The organism is Pseudomonas sp. GL_090 (assembly GCF_057837765.1).
In genome coordinates this window covers 825,942-842,678 of the sequence record NZ_CM174452.1, presented here as the reverse complement: position 1 = coordinate 842,678, position 16,737 = coordinate 825,942, and the positions used below count along the sequence as shown (strand labels likewise).

Below are 16,737 nucleotides of genomic sequence, written 5' to 3'. Positions count from 1 at the left end.
ATTCAATCAACCTGCTCAAGCACGTAGCGATACCGTAGCCGACTCGCGTGCAAGTCCCTATAATGCCGCCCCTATGGCTAAACAGAAGAAACACCCAACAGGGACCATCGCGCAAAACAAAAAGGCGCGACACGATTACTTCATCGAACATCGGTTCGAGGCTGGTCTGGTCCTGGCCGGCTGGGAAGTAAAAAGTCTGCGGGCAAGCAAGCTGCAGCTGGTGGACAGCTACGTGCTGCTCAAGGATGGCGAAGCCTGGCTGCTCGGCAGCCACATTACGCCCCTGACGACCGCCAGTACCCACGTCATCGCGGATCCGGTGCGCACCCGTAAATTGCTGCTCAACCGGCGCGAGCTGGAAAAGCTGGCCGCGGCCGTGCAGCAAAAGGGTTACGCCTGCGTGTGCCTGTCCTGGTACTGGAGCAAGCACATGGTCAAGTGCGAGATCGCCCTGGGCAAGGGCAAGAAGGAATACGACAAGCGCGATACCGAACGCGAACGCGACGCTGGTCGCGAGTTGCAGCGTGCGGTGCGCAACAAGGGCAAGGAAGATTAATCTTTCGGCCTGATCGCGGCTTTTTGTGGCGAGGGAGCAAGCTCCCTCGCCACAGTGAACTGACTACATCCCCTTGCGCCGCTCCGCCCGGGCCACGCGCTGCACTTCCTGACGCACCTCTTCCAGCACCTCCTGCACATACAGAATGTGTCGACTGGAAACTTCCCGCGCCAGCTCCGCATGCCCTTCGATAATCGCCTGATACAACTCCCGATGCTGCATGATCAGCATGTCGCGGGTTTCAGTGCGCTGCTTGTACATGCCACCGATGTTGGTCACCACGTTGCGCTTGAGCAGGTCGAACAGCCCGCGAATGGTGTGCAGCAACACGGCATTGTGGCTGGCCTCGGCGATCGCCAGGTGAAAGCTTGCGTCCGCCGCCCCCTCTTCGGCACGACTCACCTCTTCGTGACGCGAATAACAGTCCTGCAATTCGTTGAATGCCGCGGTCAGCCGCTCGCGATCCACATCCGTGGCACGCAGCGCCGCGTAGTAGGCGCAAGACGCTTCCAACGTATGGCGAAACTCCAGCAGATCGCGTTGCGCCTCGGGATTACTTTCCAGCAGATGCAACAAGGGATCACTGAAGGTGCTACCCAGCGATTCCACCACATAGTTGCCGCCACCCTGGCGACTCACCAGCAGACCCTTGGCGGTCAGCTTCTGAATGGCTTCGCGCAACGAAGGGCGTGACACGCCAAATTGCTCGGCCAGCGCGCGCTCGGCCGGCAAGCGCTCACCCGCTTTGAGCGTGCCCTCGAGGATCATGCCCTCAAGCTGCTCGACAATATCGTCAGACAAACGGCGCTGACGAATCTGATCAAACCCCATAACTCGATTACTCCACGATCCGACGGCTCGCCGGGGCTCTATTCTGGCCTATTGGCGCTGCGCCAGCACCTGCCATTGCGCATTTGGCAAGACCAGACAGACGACCTGCGCACTTCGCATTCGACAAAAGTTTTAGGGCGGCAAATTGACACACCGCCTACAAGGCTTTTACCCTAGCCAACAGCGATTGTAAATTGGTCTTACCAATTATCCAAGAACGCTGATCAGTGCCTGACCAACAACAATTAGGGGCCACCCCATATGCAAACCTGGCAACAGCTCTATACCCCGCTCGGCAGCCTCGGCCTGTCCGCACTCGCCGCCGTCATCCCCATCGTGTTTTTCTTCCTGGCTTTGGCCGTGTTCCGCCTCAAAGGGCATGTGGCCGGCAGCATCACCCTGGCTTTGTCGATTCTGGTGGCGATCTTCGCTTTCCAGATGCCGGTCGATATGGCGTTCGCCGCCGCCGGGTATGGCTTCGCCTATGGCCTGTGGCCGATTGCCTGGATCATCGTGGCAGCGGTGTTCCTCTACAAACTGACGGTCAAGAGCGGGCAGTTTGAAGTCATCCGCAGTTCGGTCCTGTCGATCACCGATGACCAGCGCCTGCAGGTCTTGCTGATCGGTTTCTGCTTCGGCGCCTTCCTCGAAGGTGCGGCCGGTTTTGGCGCACCTGTGGCGATTACCGCTGCGCTGCTGGTAGGTCTTGGCTTCAACCCGCTGTACGCCGCTGGCTTGTGCCTGATCGCCAACACCGCACCGGTGGCCTTCGGTGCTCTGGGCATTCCGATCATCGTTGCCGGCCAAGTCACCGGCATCGACGCGTTCAAGATCGGCGCCATGACCGGTCGCCAACTGCCGCTGCTGTCGCTGTTCGTACCGTTCTGGCTGGTGTTCATGATGGACGGCCTGCGAGGCGTGCGGGAAACCTGGCCGGCAGCCCTGGTAGCTGGCTTGAGCTTTGCCGTGACCCAGTACTTCACCTCGAACTTCATCGGCCCGGAACTGCCGGACATCACCTCGGCCCTGGCCAGCCTGATTTCCCTGACCCTGTTCCTGAAAGTCTGGCAACCCAAACGCGCCGCCGGCCAACACATCGTCGGTGCTGTCTCGGCCTCCGTGGTGAGCGCCAGCGTCGGTGGTTTCGGCCAGAAGCGCACCACCGTGGCTTCGCCTTACAGCCTTGGGGAAATCTTCAAGGCCTGGTCGCCGTTCCTGATCCTGACGGTACTGGTCACCATCTGGACCCTGAAGCCGTTCAAGGCGATGTTCGCCGCCGGCGGTTCGATGTACAGCTTCGTATTCAACTTCGCCATCCCGCATCTGGATCAAATGGTGATCAAGGTCGCACCGATCGTGGCCGCGCCGACCGCCCTTCCGGCAGTGTTCAAACTGGACCCGATTTCCGCCACCGGCACGGCGATTTTCTTCTCGGCCCTGATCTCCATGCTGGTGTTGAAGATCAACATCAAAACTGGTCTGACCACTTTTAGAGAGACCTTCTACGAACTGCGCTGGCCGATCCTGTCCATCGGCATGGTGTTGGCGTTTGCCTTCGTCACCAACTACTCGGGCATGTCCTCGACCATGGCGCTGGTGCTGGCGGCGACGGGTGCGGCCTTCCCGTTCTTCTCGCCGTTCCTCGGCTGGCTGGGCGTGTTCCTCACCGGTTCCGACACCTCGTCCAACGCTCTGTTCAGTTCGCTGCAAGCAACCACTGCGCACCAGATCGGCGTCAACGACACCTTGCTGGTGGCGGCGAACACCAGCGGCGGCGTGACCGGCAAGATGATCTCGCCACAATCGATCGCCGTGGCCTGCGCCGCGACAGGTCTGGTGGGCAAAGAATCGGATCTGTTCCGCTTCACCCTCAAGCACAGCCTATTCTTTGCAACGATTGTCGGCTTGATCACGTTGGCCCAGGCTTACTGGTTCACCGGCATGCTGGTGCATTAAGGCTACAGGCAACACGATAAAAACCGACGCCGGGCCACGCCCCCGGCGTCCGCTATTCACACCCCGGTCTGTAAGGCTGCTGAAAGCTTCCGGCTCTATATTCAGCAGCCTCGACAGACGAATAACCGGGACCACCCGGAGACCGCCTGATGAGCGAGCTTTTTTACAACGCCGTGCCGAATGCGACCCGTGTCGCCCCGCCACTGCCCGAGCCTCGGCAATACCCCAGCGAAAAACCGTCACGGGTCTACCTGTTCGGGACCTGCGTGGTCGATTTGTTCTACCCGCAAGCCGGGATGGATGCGATCCACCTGCTGGAGCGCGAAGGCATTCGTGTCGAATACCCGCAAGGGCAAAGCTGCTGCGGCCAACCGGCCTACACCTCCGGTTACACCGAACAGGCACGGACCGTGGCGCGCTCGCAACTGGCGCTGTTTGCCGGCGACTATCCGGTGGTGGTGCCGTCAGGTTCTTGCGCTGGCATGTTGCGCGAACATTACGCTGACTTGTTCAAGGACGAGCCAGACACGTTGGAACAGGTCCAGGCCCTGGCGGCCAGAACCTTTGAGCTGGCCGAGTTCCTGTTGTTTGTCTGCAAGGTGCAGCTCAAGGACAGCGGCGAGCCGGTGAAAGTGGCGCTGCATACCTCGTGTTCGGCACGCCGTGAGATGAACACCCACCTGCACGGCCGCGAGTTGTTGGCGCAGTTGAGCAATGTGGAGCGGGTCAATCACGATCACGAAAGTGAGTGCTGTGGCTTTGGCGGGACATTCAGCGTCCGTATGCCAGACATTTCCGGCGCGATGGTGGCTGACAAGACCCGGGCGCTGAAGGAGTCCGGCGCGCACAAGGTATTGAGTGCCGACTGCGGCTGCTTGATGAACATCAACGGCTCGCTGGAAAAGCAGCAGGAAGCGTTGCGCGGTCAGCATCTGGCCAGTTTCCTCTGGCAGCGAACCGGAGGTGCGAAATGAGCACCTCGACGATTATTCCTACGGTCGCCGTAGAAGAAGATTTCCGAACCCGCGCCCACAAGGCGCTGGGTGACGCGCAATTGCGAGGCAACTTTCGCAAGGCGATGGATTCATTGATGACCAAACGGGCAGCGGCGTTCAGCGATGCCCATGAAAGAGAACACTTGCGCGCACTGGGCAATGCAATCCGTGCCCGCGCGCTCTCCAAGTTGCCCGACCTGCTCGAACAACTGGAACAGAACCTGACCCGCAACGGTGTGACAGTGCACTGGGCGGAAACGGTGGACGAGGCCAATGGCATCGTCCTCTCGATCATCCGCGCTCACGAGGGGCGGCAAGTGATCAAGGGCAAATCGATGGTCAGCGAAGAGATGGAGATGAACCACTTCCTCGCTGATCGGGGCATTGAATGCCTGGAATCGGACATGGGCGAGTACATCGTCCAGCTCGACCACGAGAAGCCTTCACACATAATCATGCCGGCAATCCACAAGAATGCCGGTCAGGTCGCGTCCTTGTTCCACGACAAACTTGGCGTGGAATACACCAAGGACGTTGACCAACTCATTCAGATCGGCCGCAGAGTCCTGCGGCAGAAATTCTTCGAAGCGGACATCGGTGTCTCCGGCGTCAACTTCGCCGTGGCCGAAACCGGCACCTTGCTGCTGGTGGAAAACGAAGGCAACGGTCGCATGACCACCACGGTGCCACCCGTGCACATCGCCGTCACCGGCATCGAAAAAGTCGTGGAAAACCTGCGCGACGTAGTACCGCTGCTGTCGCTGCTGACCCGCTCGGCCCTGGGCATCCCGATCACCACCTACGTCAACATGATCTCCGGTCCGCGCAAGGAGCATGAACTCGACGGCCCGCAGGAAGTGCATCTGGTACTGCTCGACAACGGCCGCAGCCAGGCCTTTGCCGACAGCGAACTGCGCCAGACCCTGAACTGCATTCGCTGCGGCGCCTGTATGAATCATTGCCCGGTCTACACCCGAATCGGCGGCCATGCCTATGGGGAGGTTTACCCCGGCCCTATCGGAAAAATCATCACCCCACACATGGTTGGCCTGGCGAAAGTGCCGGATCATCCGAGCGCCTCGTCGCTGTGCGGTGCCTGCGGTGAAGTGTGCCCGGTGAAAATCCCGATCCCTGCTTTGCTGCGACGCCTGCGGGAAGAAAACGTCAAGGCCCCGGACAGCCCCCATCAAGTGATGCGCGGTCAGGGCAGCAAGTACTCACGCAAAGAGCGGTTCATCTGGAACGCCTGGGCGAAGCTCAACAGCTCGCCGACGCTGTATCGCCTGTTCGGTTTCTTCGCCACCCGGTTGCGCGCCCTCACGCCGAGCAACGTCGGCCCATGGACGCAAAACCACAGCGCACCGAAACCCGCTGCCCGCTCGCTGCATGACATGGCCCGCGAACATTTGGCCAAACAGGGAGACCGCTGATGAGCGCCAAGCAAAATATCCTCGCCAAACTGCGTAAAAGCCTGACAGGCACCACGCCAGTGGCTGACAACTTTGATGTCGATCTGGTGACCCAGCCTTACACCTACGCGCCTGAGCAACGCATTGCGCAACTGCGCAAATTGATGGAAGCGGTGCATACGGAAATTCATCTGACGTCCGGTGAGCAGTGGCCAACGCTTCTCGCGCAATTGCTGCAAGACCGCCAGTTGCCGAGCCTGCTGATCGCACCGACAACGCCCCACGGTCAACGGATCACGCAACACTGGGCGAACAATCCCGACCTGCCAATGCTCAAGGCCTACGACCGCCCGGTTGAAGAATGGAAAGCCGAACTGTTCAACGACACCCCGGCGAGCCTGACCACCACCCTCGGCGCCATCGCTGCCACGGGCAGCCTGATTCTCTGGCCGACACGGGAAGAGCCACGCCTGATGAGCCTGGTGCCACCGGTGCATTTCGCCCTGCTCAAGGCCAGCGAAATCCGCGACAACTTCTATCAGGTGCAGCAGGAATTCGAGTGGGCCCAGGGCATGCCGACCAACGCGCTGCTGGTGTCCGGCCCGTCGAAGACCGCCGACATCGAACAAGTGCTGGCGTACGGCGCCCACGGCCCGAAAGACCTGGTGGTATTGATCCTGGAGGACCAATGAGTCTACCGGCCGCTTTCCTGCGTGATGCACAGCAACTGATTCCACCAGAACGACGTTTCGATGACCCGCTGTCGACCCTGGCCTTCGGCACCGACGCCAGCTTCTATCGTTTGATTCCGCAACTGGTGATCCGCGTCGAGTCCGAAGACGAAGTAGTGGCGCTGCTGCGACTGGCGCAACGGGATCAAGTGCCGGTGACTTTCCGCGCCGCCGGTACCAGCCTGTCCGGCCAGGCCATCAGCGACTCGGTGCTGATCGTGCTGGGGGATAACTGGAACGGCCGCGAGATTCGCGACCAGGGCACGCAAATCCGCCTGCAACCGGGAGTGATCGGCGCCCAGGCGAATGCCTGGCTGGCACCGTTCGGGCGCAAGATCGGTCCGGACCCGGCCTCGATCAACGCCTGCAAGATCGGCGGCATCGTCGCCAACAATGCCAGCGGCATGTGCTGCGGCACGGCGCAAAATACCTATCACACCCTGGCCGGCATTCGTCTGGTGCTGGCCGACGGCAGTCGTCTCGATACCGAGGATGCCGCCAGCGTCACGGCATTTCGCCAAAGCCATGCCGCATTGCTGGAGCGCTTGGCGACCCTGGGACGCGAGACCCGGGCAAACGCCGAACTGGCTGCGAAAATTCGCCACAAATACCGTCTGAAAAATACCACCGGCCTGTCGCTCAATGCCCTGGTGGATTTCGACGAGCCTGTGGATATCTTGAGCCACTTGCTGGTGGGCTCCGAGGGCACGCTCGGGTTCATCAGTGCCGTGACCTACGACACCGTGATCGACCACCCGAACAAGGCCTCGGCCCTGATTGTGTTCCCGGATGTCGAGACCTGCTGCAATGCGGTCACTGTGTTGAAAAGCCAACCGGTGTCAGCCGTGGAACTGCTGGACCGACGCAGCCTGCGCTCGGTACAGAACAAACCCGGCATGCCCGCTTTCGTACAGCATCTGTCGAATAATGCCTGTGCGCTGTTGATCGAGTCCCGCGCCGCGTCGTCCACCTTGCTGCACGAACAACTGGCCCAGATCATGGCGTCGCTGAAGGCGTTCCCGGTGGAAAAGCAGGTCGACTTCACCGAAGACCCGCAGGAAAACGCCCGCCTCTGGGCCATCCGCAAAGACACCTTCCCGGCCGTCGGCGCAGTGCGCAAGACCGGCACCACGGTGATCATCGAAGACGTCACCTTCCCGGTCGAACAACTGGCCATCGGCGTCAACCGCCTGATCGAACTGTTCGACAAACATCACTACGACGAAGCGATCCTTTTCGGACACGCCCTGGAAGGCAATCTGCACTTCGTCTTCACCCAAGGCTTCAACAGCCCGGAAGAAGTCGCACGCTATCAAGCGTTCATGGACGACGTGGCGCAACTGGTGGCGGTGGAGTTCGGCGGTTCGCTGAAAGCCGAACACGGCACCGGGCGCAACATGGCGCCCTTCGTTGAACTGGAATGGGGCAGCGATGCCTACCAGTTGATGTGGCAACTCAAACGACTGCTCGACCCCAACGGCATTCTCAACCCGGACGTGGTGCTCAGCGACGATCCACAGATCCACCTCAAGCACCTCAAGCCCTTGCCCGCCGCTGACGAGATTGTGGACAAGTGCATCGAGTGCGGCTTCTGCGAACCGGTTTGCCCGTCGAAAGGCCTGACCCTGAGCCCGCGCCAACGCATTGTGATCTGGCGCGACATTCAGGCGAAAAAACGCGCGGGCATCGATACGTCCGACCTCGAAGCCGCCTACGACTATCAAGGCATCGATACCTGCGCCGCGACAGAGCCTGTGCGCACAACGTTGCCCTGTAGGCATCAATACCGGCGAGCTGGTGAAAAAGCTCCGCAGCCGGAAAGCGACGCATACGAAAACCGCCAACTGGCTTGAAGGAAACTTCGCCACGGCACTGCAAGGGGCGCGTTTCACGCTGCACGTGGCCAATGGCGCGCGGATGTTGCTGGGAGCGCCAAGATTGGCGAAGTTGTCGGCGACGCTGACGCGCCTGTCCAAGGGTCAGGTCCCGCAATGGACCAACGCGATGCCGCAACCGGAAAAAGCCATCCGCTTCAGCCCGACAGTGACGGACGCGCGCCCGCGCGTGGTCTATCTGGCGGCCTGTGTATCCCGCGCCATGGGGCCGGCAGCAGGCGACACGGAGCAAATGTCGCTGCACGACAAGACCCGCGGCCTGCTGGAAAAGGCCGGATATCAAGTGGTGTTCCCGGCCAACCTCGACAACCTGTGCTGCGGTCAGCCATTCGCCTCCAAAGGCTACGCCGAACAAGCCGAGCACAAACGTCAGGAACTGATCGGCGCCTTGCTTCACGCCAGCCGTGGCGGGCTCGACCCAATCTACTGCGACACCAGCCCCTGCACCTTGCGCCTGGTTCAAGACCTCGGTGAAGTCCGTCTGGACCTGTACGACCCGGTACGTTTCATCCGCACGCACCTGATGGATCGCCTGGATTTCACGCCTCAGGAAGCGCCGATCGCCGTGCACGTCACCTGCAGCACCCAGCACCTCGGGGAAAGCCAGGCGCTGATCGATCTGGCACGCAAATGCAGCAAAAACGTGATCATTCCCGAAGGCATTCACTGCTGCGGCTTCGCCGGCGACAAGGGTTTCACCACCCCGGAGCTGAACGCCCATTCGCTGCGCACGCTCAAGGACGCGGTGCAACAGTGCAGCGAAGGGATTTCCACCAGCCGCACCTGTGAGATCGGTCTGACGCAACATGGCGGCATTGACTACCACGGACTAGTCTATCTGGTGGACCGCGTTACCCAGGCTAGGGAGCCCTGAAATCTGGACATCAAGGCATGCGCATCAATGCGCCCTCCTTGATGCTTCTTGCCGGAATCAACAGTTCTACAGCAGAAAAAAGAACCCTGATGTGCCGCCGCAGTCCACTGATCAAGTCCCGCCAATGCGGGACCTTCCCAAAACTCGGTAGACCGATTTGATAGCCAGCAATGCTGGTCCTTCAGTTCAAGGAGAAACACATGAATCGTTCTGTGCTGTTAGGTTTGTTCGTTGCTGCATCCATCATGGCTTCCACTTCGTTTGCTGCAGAAGACCTTTGCGCGGTCAACCTGAAAACCATCGAAAACGGCAAGGCACAGATTCCTCCGGAAATGACTGAGCAGGTAAAAGCCTCCGTCGAGCAAGCCAAAGCCGACCAGGCAAAAGGCACCAAGGAAGGCACTGATGATTGCGTCGCCGAGACCAACGACATCATCAAGGCCGTCACTGACGCGAAAAAAGGCGGGAAGTAACCCGGTTCATGGCCAGCCTTCGGGTTGGCCTTCCGGGCCGCGCTGGCGTACATCAACAACGGAGTACTGGCAGCCGGGAGTTCAAAGCCCGGCTGCGCCCGATACGAAGCAAACCAAAACCCGCCAGTTGCGGGTTTTGTTGCATCCGGGGTCTGGAAATGTGTAACCCCCGTCGCTGCAAAAGCTCGGCACATTGTCTGAAAAACCGAATTCTTGCGTTGAATCGTAGTCTTTGAGGTAGGCCCCGTCAGATCGTGGCTGATTCTTCGGGCTCGGCTTGACCGTCCGCTCATACGGCAGCACCGAGACCATCAGCTCAAGGAGATACCCATGAAACGCACCACACTCGCTGGCCTGTTCATTGCTGCTGCCATGCTGGCCTCTCCTGTATTTGCCGCGGACAACAACCTTTGTACGAGCAAGTTGCAAGAGCTCAAAGGCAAAGTGAATGCGCTGCCGGCGACCGCCACAAACACCTCAATGGAGATCAAAAGGCTGATGTCCAGCGCCGAAGCCTCACAAGCCTCCGGAGACGACAATAAATGCGTCATCGAGGCCACCCAGGCATTGGCACTCGCGGGCAGTCAGAGCAACCAGCCAAACCCATGATCTGTAGTGGTCAACCTTCGGGTTGGCCTTCCGGGGCGTGATGACGTACACTGTACAGGCCTGCTGCTCACTTGATTCACAGAGCATCAGGCTCGGGGCCGTTTAGGATTCGACGCCGGTTGCGAAACTTTAGGTGCATGCCGAGTTGGTAACAGAACTCGTAAATCCACTGTTGCAACTACTTATAGTTGCCAATGACGAAAACTACGGCCAGGAATTCGCTCTCGCTGCGTAAGCAGCCTTAGCCCTGAGCTTCTGGTACCTTCGGGTCCAGCAATCACCAGGGGATGTCTGTAAACCCAAAGTGATTGTCATATAGAACAGAATCGCCGTGCAGTACGTTGTGGACGAAGCGGCTAAAACTTACACAACTCGCCCAAAGCACCCTGCCCGTCGGGTCGCTGAGGGTTAACTTAATAGACACGGCTACGCATGTAGTACCGACAGCGGAGTACTGGCGGACGGGGGTTCAAATCCCCCCGGCTCCACCACTTCATCATCTAAAGACGTCCACGGACGTCTTTTTTTGTGCCTGAAATCCAATGAATACAGGGGGTTCGGCGCCTTGGGGGGTCTTTGGAGAGTTTCTGAGTTCCAGGCGCTTTGGTATCCCAGGTGGTATCCCGGACTACCAAATGCTATTTTCAGGATACCAAAACGGTGCTGGAGGTAGCCCCCATGCCTACTAACGCAACCCGCCTCTCCGATCGCCAGCTCAAGGCGGTCAAGGCAACTGGTAAAGACTTCGTCCTCAGCGACGGCGATGGCTTGCAGCTTCGAGTCCGCGCGAGCGGCTCGATGATGTGGAATTTCAATTACCGCGAGCCGTTGACCAGAAGCCGTATCAACATGGCGCTTGGTCCATACCCCGACCTCTCGCTAGCCAATGCCCGGAAGAAAGCCGCAGAGGCGCGTGAGTTGCTCGCTTTGGGCACTGATCCCAAAACCCAGCGTGATGAGGTGAGGCAAGCCAAACTTGCTGAGACTGAACACACTTTCGAGAAGGTGGCCACTGCCTGGTTCGAACTGAAGAAAGACTCCGTAACCAAAGCCTACGCCGAAGACATTTGGAGATCGCTGACGCTCCATGTTTTCCCAAGCATGAAAACAACGCCGCTCTCTCAAATCACTGCTCCGATGGTTATCAAAATCCTTCGCCCAATCGAGGCCAAAGGGAGCCTCGAAACCGTGAAACGATTGAGCCAACGACTCAACGAGATCATGACCTACGGGGTCAACTCCGGGCTGATATTTGCGAACCCCCTCAATGGAATTCGGGCGGTGTTCAAGAAACCCAAGAAAGAGAACATGGCTGCGCTACCACCTGAGGAGCTTCCCGAGCTCATGATGGAAATCGCGAACGCAAGTATCAAGCGCACGACCCGCTGCCTGATCGAATGGCAGTTGCACACGATGACCCGCCCTGCCGAAGCAGCCACCACACGATGGGCAGATATCGACTTCGACAAGCGCATTTGGACCATTCCGCCAGAGCGCATGAAAAAGCGTCGGCCGCACACAATCCCTCTTACCGATCAGGCAATTTCGTTACTGGAGACGCTCAAGCAACTCAGCGGTAACAGAGAATACGTGTTCCCCTCAGATAGAAATCCCCGCACCCATGCCAATAGCCAGACCGCCAACATGGCATTGAAGCGCATGGGCTTTCAGGACCGTCTAGTCAGCCACGGCTTGCGCTCGATGGCGAGCACCATCCTGAATGAGCATGGCTGGGATCCGGAGCTGATCGAGGTCGCGCTGGCGCATGTCGACAAGGACGAAGTTCGTAGCGCCTACAACCGGACGGATTACATCGAACGCCGGCGTCCGATGATGGCTTGGTGGAGTGAACATATCCAGAAGGCGGCAACCGGCAGCCTGTCGGCATCGGCCATCAATCAAACCAGGGACCGCAACGTCGTGCCGATACGGTGAGTGCTCACCGGACTCCGCCAGTAACCGAAAATGAACCCTCAGATGGAGTGATGGTTGATTTGGCGACAGCGGCGACACCGGCGACACCGGCGACAACCTGCGTAATACCTGGTCTGCAGCATGGCGACAGAAGTGGCGACTGTCGCCGCTGCAAGCCTCGCTCTTTGAGCTTCCTCGGCCAAGCCCACGCGAGCGGGAAGGCTCCGCATTCCCACTCGCATGGGCTCCGCGTAATTGCATCTCACTTGACCACCTAATTGCATTGCCACTGACCAGTCATTTACATTCGCGCTGACCAGCCGCTTGCAGTTGATGGGGGTCAGCGGGTGCCACTCAGCGCGAGTGCGTCAGCCAAGCACTGAAGGACTGCAACCGACCGAGGCTGTGTGAAAACGTTTTAGAGCAAGTTTGACAGTCAGAATCGGAACGAAAGTCGCGTTCCTACGCAAATTTCAGGTCTGCTGACTAACCAAACGCTGGCAGATTTTACGTAGCAACGCAGACTTCAAAACGGTGCATGCGTTTTCACACAGCCTGGGCCCAAAGCTGCCGGTGGCGAAAGGCAATAATTAGCCGAAACCTTAATTGAGTGGCTAGCCCTGGAGTCCTTGCTAGTCAGAGATTGTCCGAGTCAGCTTGACTGGATTGGTAGGCTGTAAAGTAAAAGTACACTCTCAATAGGAATCCAGTCCACTCATGTATATTGTAATAGTAACTCGGGACACTTGAGACATGATTTTTTCCTTCGAGTATTAACGGACGGTTAGGACGCAGCACGTTGGAGGCATGGAGTTCTAAGCCGGTGTGGACAAATTTTGAGCGATGACCATATAGTTCTTTAAATTTTCGATTCATGGCCTCGCTCCCTCCTCCATAGGTATTGACAAAGTCATTAAATTTCTGACTTATTTTATATTCATCAATAATCAATGGTGTGTCGCATTTTCGGCAATTGATTTGATTTTCAGTTTTAGAGTGATCAAGAAGCGCTTCAATGGATGCAACATAAGCTATAAGCTCATATGAAACACCAAAATCACCGTCAGCGTATCGCTCGTGAATATCTCTGAAACGCAATGCATCGTGCAATCTCTTGGAAGCCTGGCGCCGTTTTAAATCACTGTCAATATGCCCTATCAACTCTCCAAGCCTTGCAGGAAAACATAGAAACCCATCTAATCTAAAATCCCTACGTTCCATCATAATAACTTCGCTAACGTCTACTACGCTATCCGGCCCAGAAGGCATCCCTAACTTTGCTCCGTGAAGACCATACAATGGAGTATCGTTTATATACTTTCCAGAAAATTCAGTATCTTCAACCAAGTGCTGGAAATTTTCAGCGGAAATCGCAACAACATCATCATTCTCCGAGATCAAAAAAAGCTCTTGAGATAATACCGTCAACGCTGAAACATATTTAATGGCATTTTTCTTTGCCTCGTAATCGAACTCCGACTTCGCCGCTCTATATTGCGCAGGAAAAATAAGATCACACCCACGCGACGAGGCAATCAAAAGCATTCCAAGTTTGTCGACATGGTAGTTCCCAGACAAAACACTGCCACATAAAACCTTAATTTTCGCATAGTAATCGAAGCCAACCCTATGCTCTTGTTGAAGCACTCTATCTTTGGTCGTGAGTATGGCATTAGTGATTTTATTTGCGTAATTTCCGAATGCTACGTTCTTTTCATAATCAAATAGTCGTAACTCCGCACAATTCAACCCTAGCGACGTATGGTTATAAAAACTCAAAACAGCTTCGAATTTACTGGAGGTCCAGCGCACTTTGTATTCGTAGATCTGTGGATTATCGGTGCGGCCATAGTTGTGCTGGCATGTTACAGGACCAATCTCATCTCTAAATGCGTCCCAAAGAAGCCCTAGAAAAATATTGACATGCTGCTTCTTTATGTTCAATTGAATTACTTTAGGTGCAAGTTTGTAAACGTCTAAAAATGACATTAGATGCTCTCTGCGCTCTGATCGACATGTGCCATTTTCTTCTATTAACTTTCAAAAAAACAAGTTGTTTTTTTACATGATTCTAAATCGTGAGTCGTCCCGAGTTTCGCAGTCACTCTCACCTTTGGAAGCCTTGCGTGATTGACGTGTCAGCTCTTAGCCGATTGCTGATGCCAGTGAGGGCTGTAAAGGGCCCATGAATGGGCTGGCTGTCGCAAGGTAACAATCAGCTAATCTTAGCTTCTGCTCGCCACGGATACCCCCGCCTCACTCTAAATCAATACTTTCAGAATCGGAGCGCTACTCTGATGATATGCTTGTCTACTCAAATAATCACAACCAAGGAAACCGCGCGAATGGACACTGGTTTTATTGATCTAGAAATTTTGATTTCACGAATCCGTCATGCCCCTTCGAAGAAGTATTTTCTCGATTCCGTCAAAGCCTACAAAGCCGGGGCATTACGCGCGTCTCTCACCTCCGCATGGGTTGCACTGGTATACGACTTAATCGCAAAGTACCGTGAATTGAGCGCCCATGGCGATCTAGCAGCAACAGCATTTGTTCAGTTATGGGACACTGCCAATGCCTCTGATGACATAAAAAAGTTGCTACAACTGGAAGGCGAAATTGTCGAGCACGCGACGCGAACGACTCAAGTTATTAATAGTATCGCTCAAAAGCATCTATTTCGCCTTCGGGAAGATCGCCATCTTTGCGCGCATCCAGCATTCTCGGCAGAGGCTGAGCTTTTTGAGCCTTCGCCAGAACTGGTACGACTTCATCTCGTAAATGTGGTTGATTTAGTCCTATCTCGCGAGCCTCGACAAGGCAAAGCAATATTCGATGTCTTCAACGTTGACGTTCAATCACCAGGTTTCCCGGCAGAGCACTCGCACATTCTTGACTACGTTGAACAGCGCTATCTTGAGCGTGTCCGCACTACAAATATTCATAACTTCGGTACGGTGCTTGCTAAATCTTTGCTTAAAGGCGTACCTCTGGAGTGGGAAACGCATCAGAGCAAGATAATTTCTTCACTTGTTGCCTTGCAAGATCGTGCAATTAGCACTTGGCCTGACGTTTCAACCACCATCATCAGACTAATCGACAACATCGAACCGGAACATCGGCCACGTGCCATTGCTTTCCTAGCCTCATTTCCGATTTTCTGGGAATCATTGCAGGCTTCAACTCAAACAGCACTTCAAGAAACGGCGGCAAATTTAGACCCCGGCACGTTGAGTGACTATCGCATTCTCGTGGGTGTAAGACTTCCACAATTTCGTACTGCTTTGCTGAATGTTATTGCTGATCTTGACGCGAGATCCCTAATTGATGCAGTTGCGCAGCGGCCAATCCCCGAGCTTTGGACTCGCGGAATTGCTATATACGGCAATTCTGGGGGCTTCCGTGGCTCAGAGGATAATTTCCGAAGGCTCATTTTGCCTTTCGCGGGTCGACTTGATAGCAGTCAAGTGGGTCAACTGCTAGACGCGGTCATGGAGAATTCTCAAAACTGGGACGCGGGAGAAACACCCAGCCTCTTATTAGGTGTATTACGCAATGTGTTGGCTGAAAATCACCCGTCTGCCGACTCGAAGAATCGTTTCTTTTTGAGATGCCAGGATATCTATAGGACCCAAGACTATGAACCAGTGCTCGACATCCTTCGGAGTAATGGCTGGGTTGAACCTGCAATAGAACCAAGTGAATAAACTGGCCATCGGTGGGAGCAAATTTGGCGGACATGCAGCGTCCGCTTTTGGCCGAGGCTGTGTAAAAACGTTTTAGAGCAGGTTTGACGGTCAGAACCAGAACGAAAATCGCATTCCTACGCAAATTTCAGGTCTGCTGACTAGCCAAGTGCTGGCAGATTTTACGTAGCAACGCAGACTTTCAAATGGTGTCTGCGTTTTTACACACTCTGGACCGTTCTCCGCCGGTCGTCACTACGGCGTGTGCTGGTCAGGTCGAATGCAATTCGACTGGTCAGTGACAATGCAAATGGTCAAGTCCATGCAATTACGCAGGCTCACATTAAAAACCGACGAACGACCACCCGACTATAGAAAACCACCGACCTCCAAGGTCTTCCAGCGCTACCGATTGGCGCAAGAGTCGCCCCCAAAATACTGTTGACCGCGATCAGAACGAGCGCTAAACCAGAACCGTACAAGCGCTGTCCTCGACAGCAGCCAGGTAGCCAGAACCTTTGAGGCTACGCCACATCGTGGTGGTTTTCCCCAAGTGCGATTAGCGTCCGGCGGCTCGCACGGTCACAGCGATGTGATGGATGCCACTTCTTCAAGAATGCCCACTGCGGCAACTCATACCCCCTCCTGGCTGCTCTGCAGCAACTTATCCGCTTGGCTATATCTTGCGCCAACCTTTTGCCCGTCTCTTTGCCCCCTAAAGAGACGGGCGCATCTCACACTGCTGCAGCCCTGCTCGCACGAGCCTTTGCGGCTTTCCCCCACGTGACAATCGGCGTGACAAACACCG

11 protein-coding genes, 1 other RNA gene and 1 pseudogene are annotated in these 16,737 nt (G+C 56.3%); 11 read left to right on the top strand and 2 right to left on the bottom strand.

From position 1 onward, the window contains the following. Positions 1-73 precede the first annotated feature (73 nt). Positions 74-556, top strand: coding sequence for an SsrA-binding protein SmpB (gene smpB / locus AC3ITA_RS03655; protein ID WP_008057382.1), 483 nt, complete (start codon positions 74-76; stop codon positions 554-556). A 63-nt stretch (positions 557-619) separates the two neighbouring features. Here the strand turns inward: smpB and AC3ITA_RS03650 are convergent, their stop codons facing one another. Beyond that, complete coding sequence (locus AC3ITA_RS03650) at positions 620-1,387, bottom strand: GntR family transcriptional regulator (RefSeq protein WP_150672219.1); 768 nt, start codon at positions 1,385-1,387, stop codon at positions 620-622. 261 nt (positions 1,388-1,648) lie between these two features. Between AC3ITA_RS03650 and AC3ITA_RS03645 the strand changes: the two genes are divergently transcribed. The 9 genes and pseudogenes from AC3ITA_RS03645 (at position 1,649) to AC3ITA_RS03605 (ending at position 12,264) form a co-directional block, all read left to right on the top strand. Beyond that, complete coding sequence (locus tag AC3ITA_RS03645; RefSeq protein WP_095942413.1) at positions 1,649-3,343, top strand: lactate permease LctP family transporter; 1,695 nt, start codon at positions 1,649-1,651, stop codon at positions 3,341-3,343. Positions 3,344-3,492: 149 nt separating this feature from the next. Beyond that, positions 3,493-4,317, top strand: coding sequence for a (Fe-S)-binding protein (locus tag AC3ITA_RS03640; protein WP_150672220.1), 825 nt, complete (start codon positions 3,493-3,495; stop codon positions 4,315-4,317). Further along, positions 4,314-5,768 carry a LutB/LldF family L-lactate oxidation iron-sulfur protein gene (locus AC3ITA_RS03635; protein ID WP_095942415.1) on the top strand — a complete coding sequence of 485 codons (1,455 nt, stop codon included), beginning with the start codon at positions 4,314-4,316 and terminating at the stop codon, positions 5,766-5,768. Before AC3ITA_RS03640 ends, AC3ITA_RS03635 begins: the two co-directional genes overlap by 4 nt. Next, positions 5,768-6,439 carry a LutC/YkgG family protein gene (locus AC3ITA_RS03630; protein ID WP_150672222.1) on the top strand — a complete coding sequence of 224 codons (672 nt, stop codon included), beginning with the start codon at positions 5,768-5,770 and terminating at the stop codon, positions 6,437-6,439. The genes AC3ITA_RS03635 and AC3ITA_RS03630 overlap by 1 nt, the downstream gene beginning before the upstream one ends. After that, a pseudogene (locus tag AC3ITA_RS03625) lies at positions 6,436-9,247 on the top strand (FAD-binding and (Fe-S)-binding domain-containing protein). The gene AC3ITA_RS03630 and the pseudogene AC3ITA_RS03625 overlap by 4 nt, the downstream one beginning before the upstream one ends. A gap of 200 nt (positions 9,248-9,447) precedes the next feature. Continuing rightward, positions 9,448-9,720: a hypothetical protein gene (locus tag AC3ITA_RS03620; protein WP_095942418.1), complete on the top strand. Its 273-nt coding sequence runs from the start codon at positions 9,448-9,450 to the stop codon at positions 9,718-9,720. Positions 9,721-10,050: 330 nt separating this feature from the next. Further along, complete coding sequence (locus AC3ITA_RS03615; RefSeq protein ID WP_095942419.1) at positions 10,051-10,329, top strand: hypothetical protein; 279 nt, start codon at positions 10,051-10,053, stop codon at positions 10,327-10,329. Positions 10,330-10,423: 94 nt separating this feature from the next. Beyond that, positions 10,424-10,820: a transfer-messenger RNA gene (gene ssrA / locus AC3ITA_RS03610) on the top strand. 187 nt (positions 10,821-11,007) lie between these two features. Beyond that, the gene (locus AC3ITA_RS03605; RefSeq protein ID WP_123405104.1) at positions 11,008-12,264 is read left to right on the top strand and encodes an integrase domain-containing protein; all 1,257 of its coding nucleotides are present in this window, start codon (positions 11,008-11,010) and stop codon (positions 12,262-12,264) included. Positions 12,265-12,879: 615 nt separating this feature from the next. Here the strand turns inward: AC3ITA_RS03605 and AC3ITA_RS03600 are convergent. Further along, complete coding sequence (locus tag AC3ITA_RS03600) at positions 12,880-14,232, bottom strand: hypothetical protein (protein WP_489279487.1); 1,353 nt, start codon at positions 14,230-14,232, stop codon at positions 12,880-12,882. A 356-nt stretch (positions 14,233-14,588) separates the two neighbouring features. On the opposite strand from AC3ITA_RS03600, the gene AC3ITA_RS03595 reads away from it, so the two are divergent. Continuing rightward, the gene (locus AC3ITA_RS03595; protein WP_058432160.1) at positions 14,589-15,950 is read left to right on the top strand and encodes a hypothetical protein; all 1,362 of its coding nucleotides are present in this window, start codon (positions 14,589-14,591) and stop codon (positions 15,948-15,950) included. Positions 15,951-16,737 lie beyond the last annotated feature (787 nt).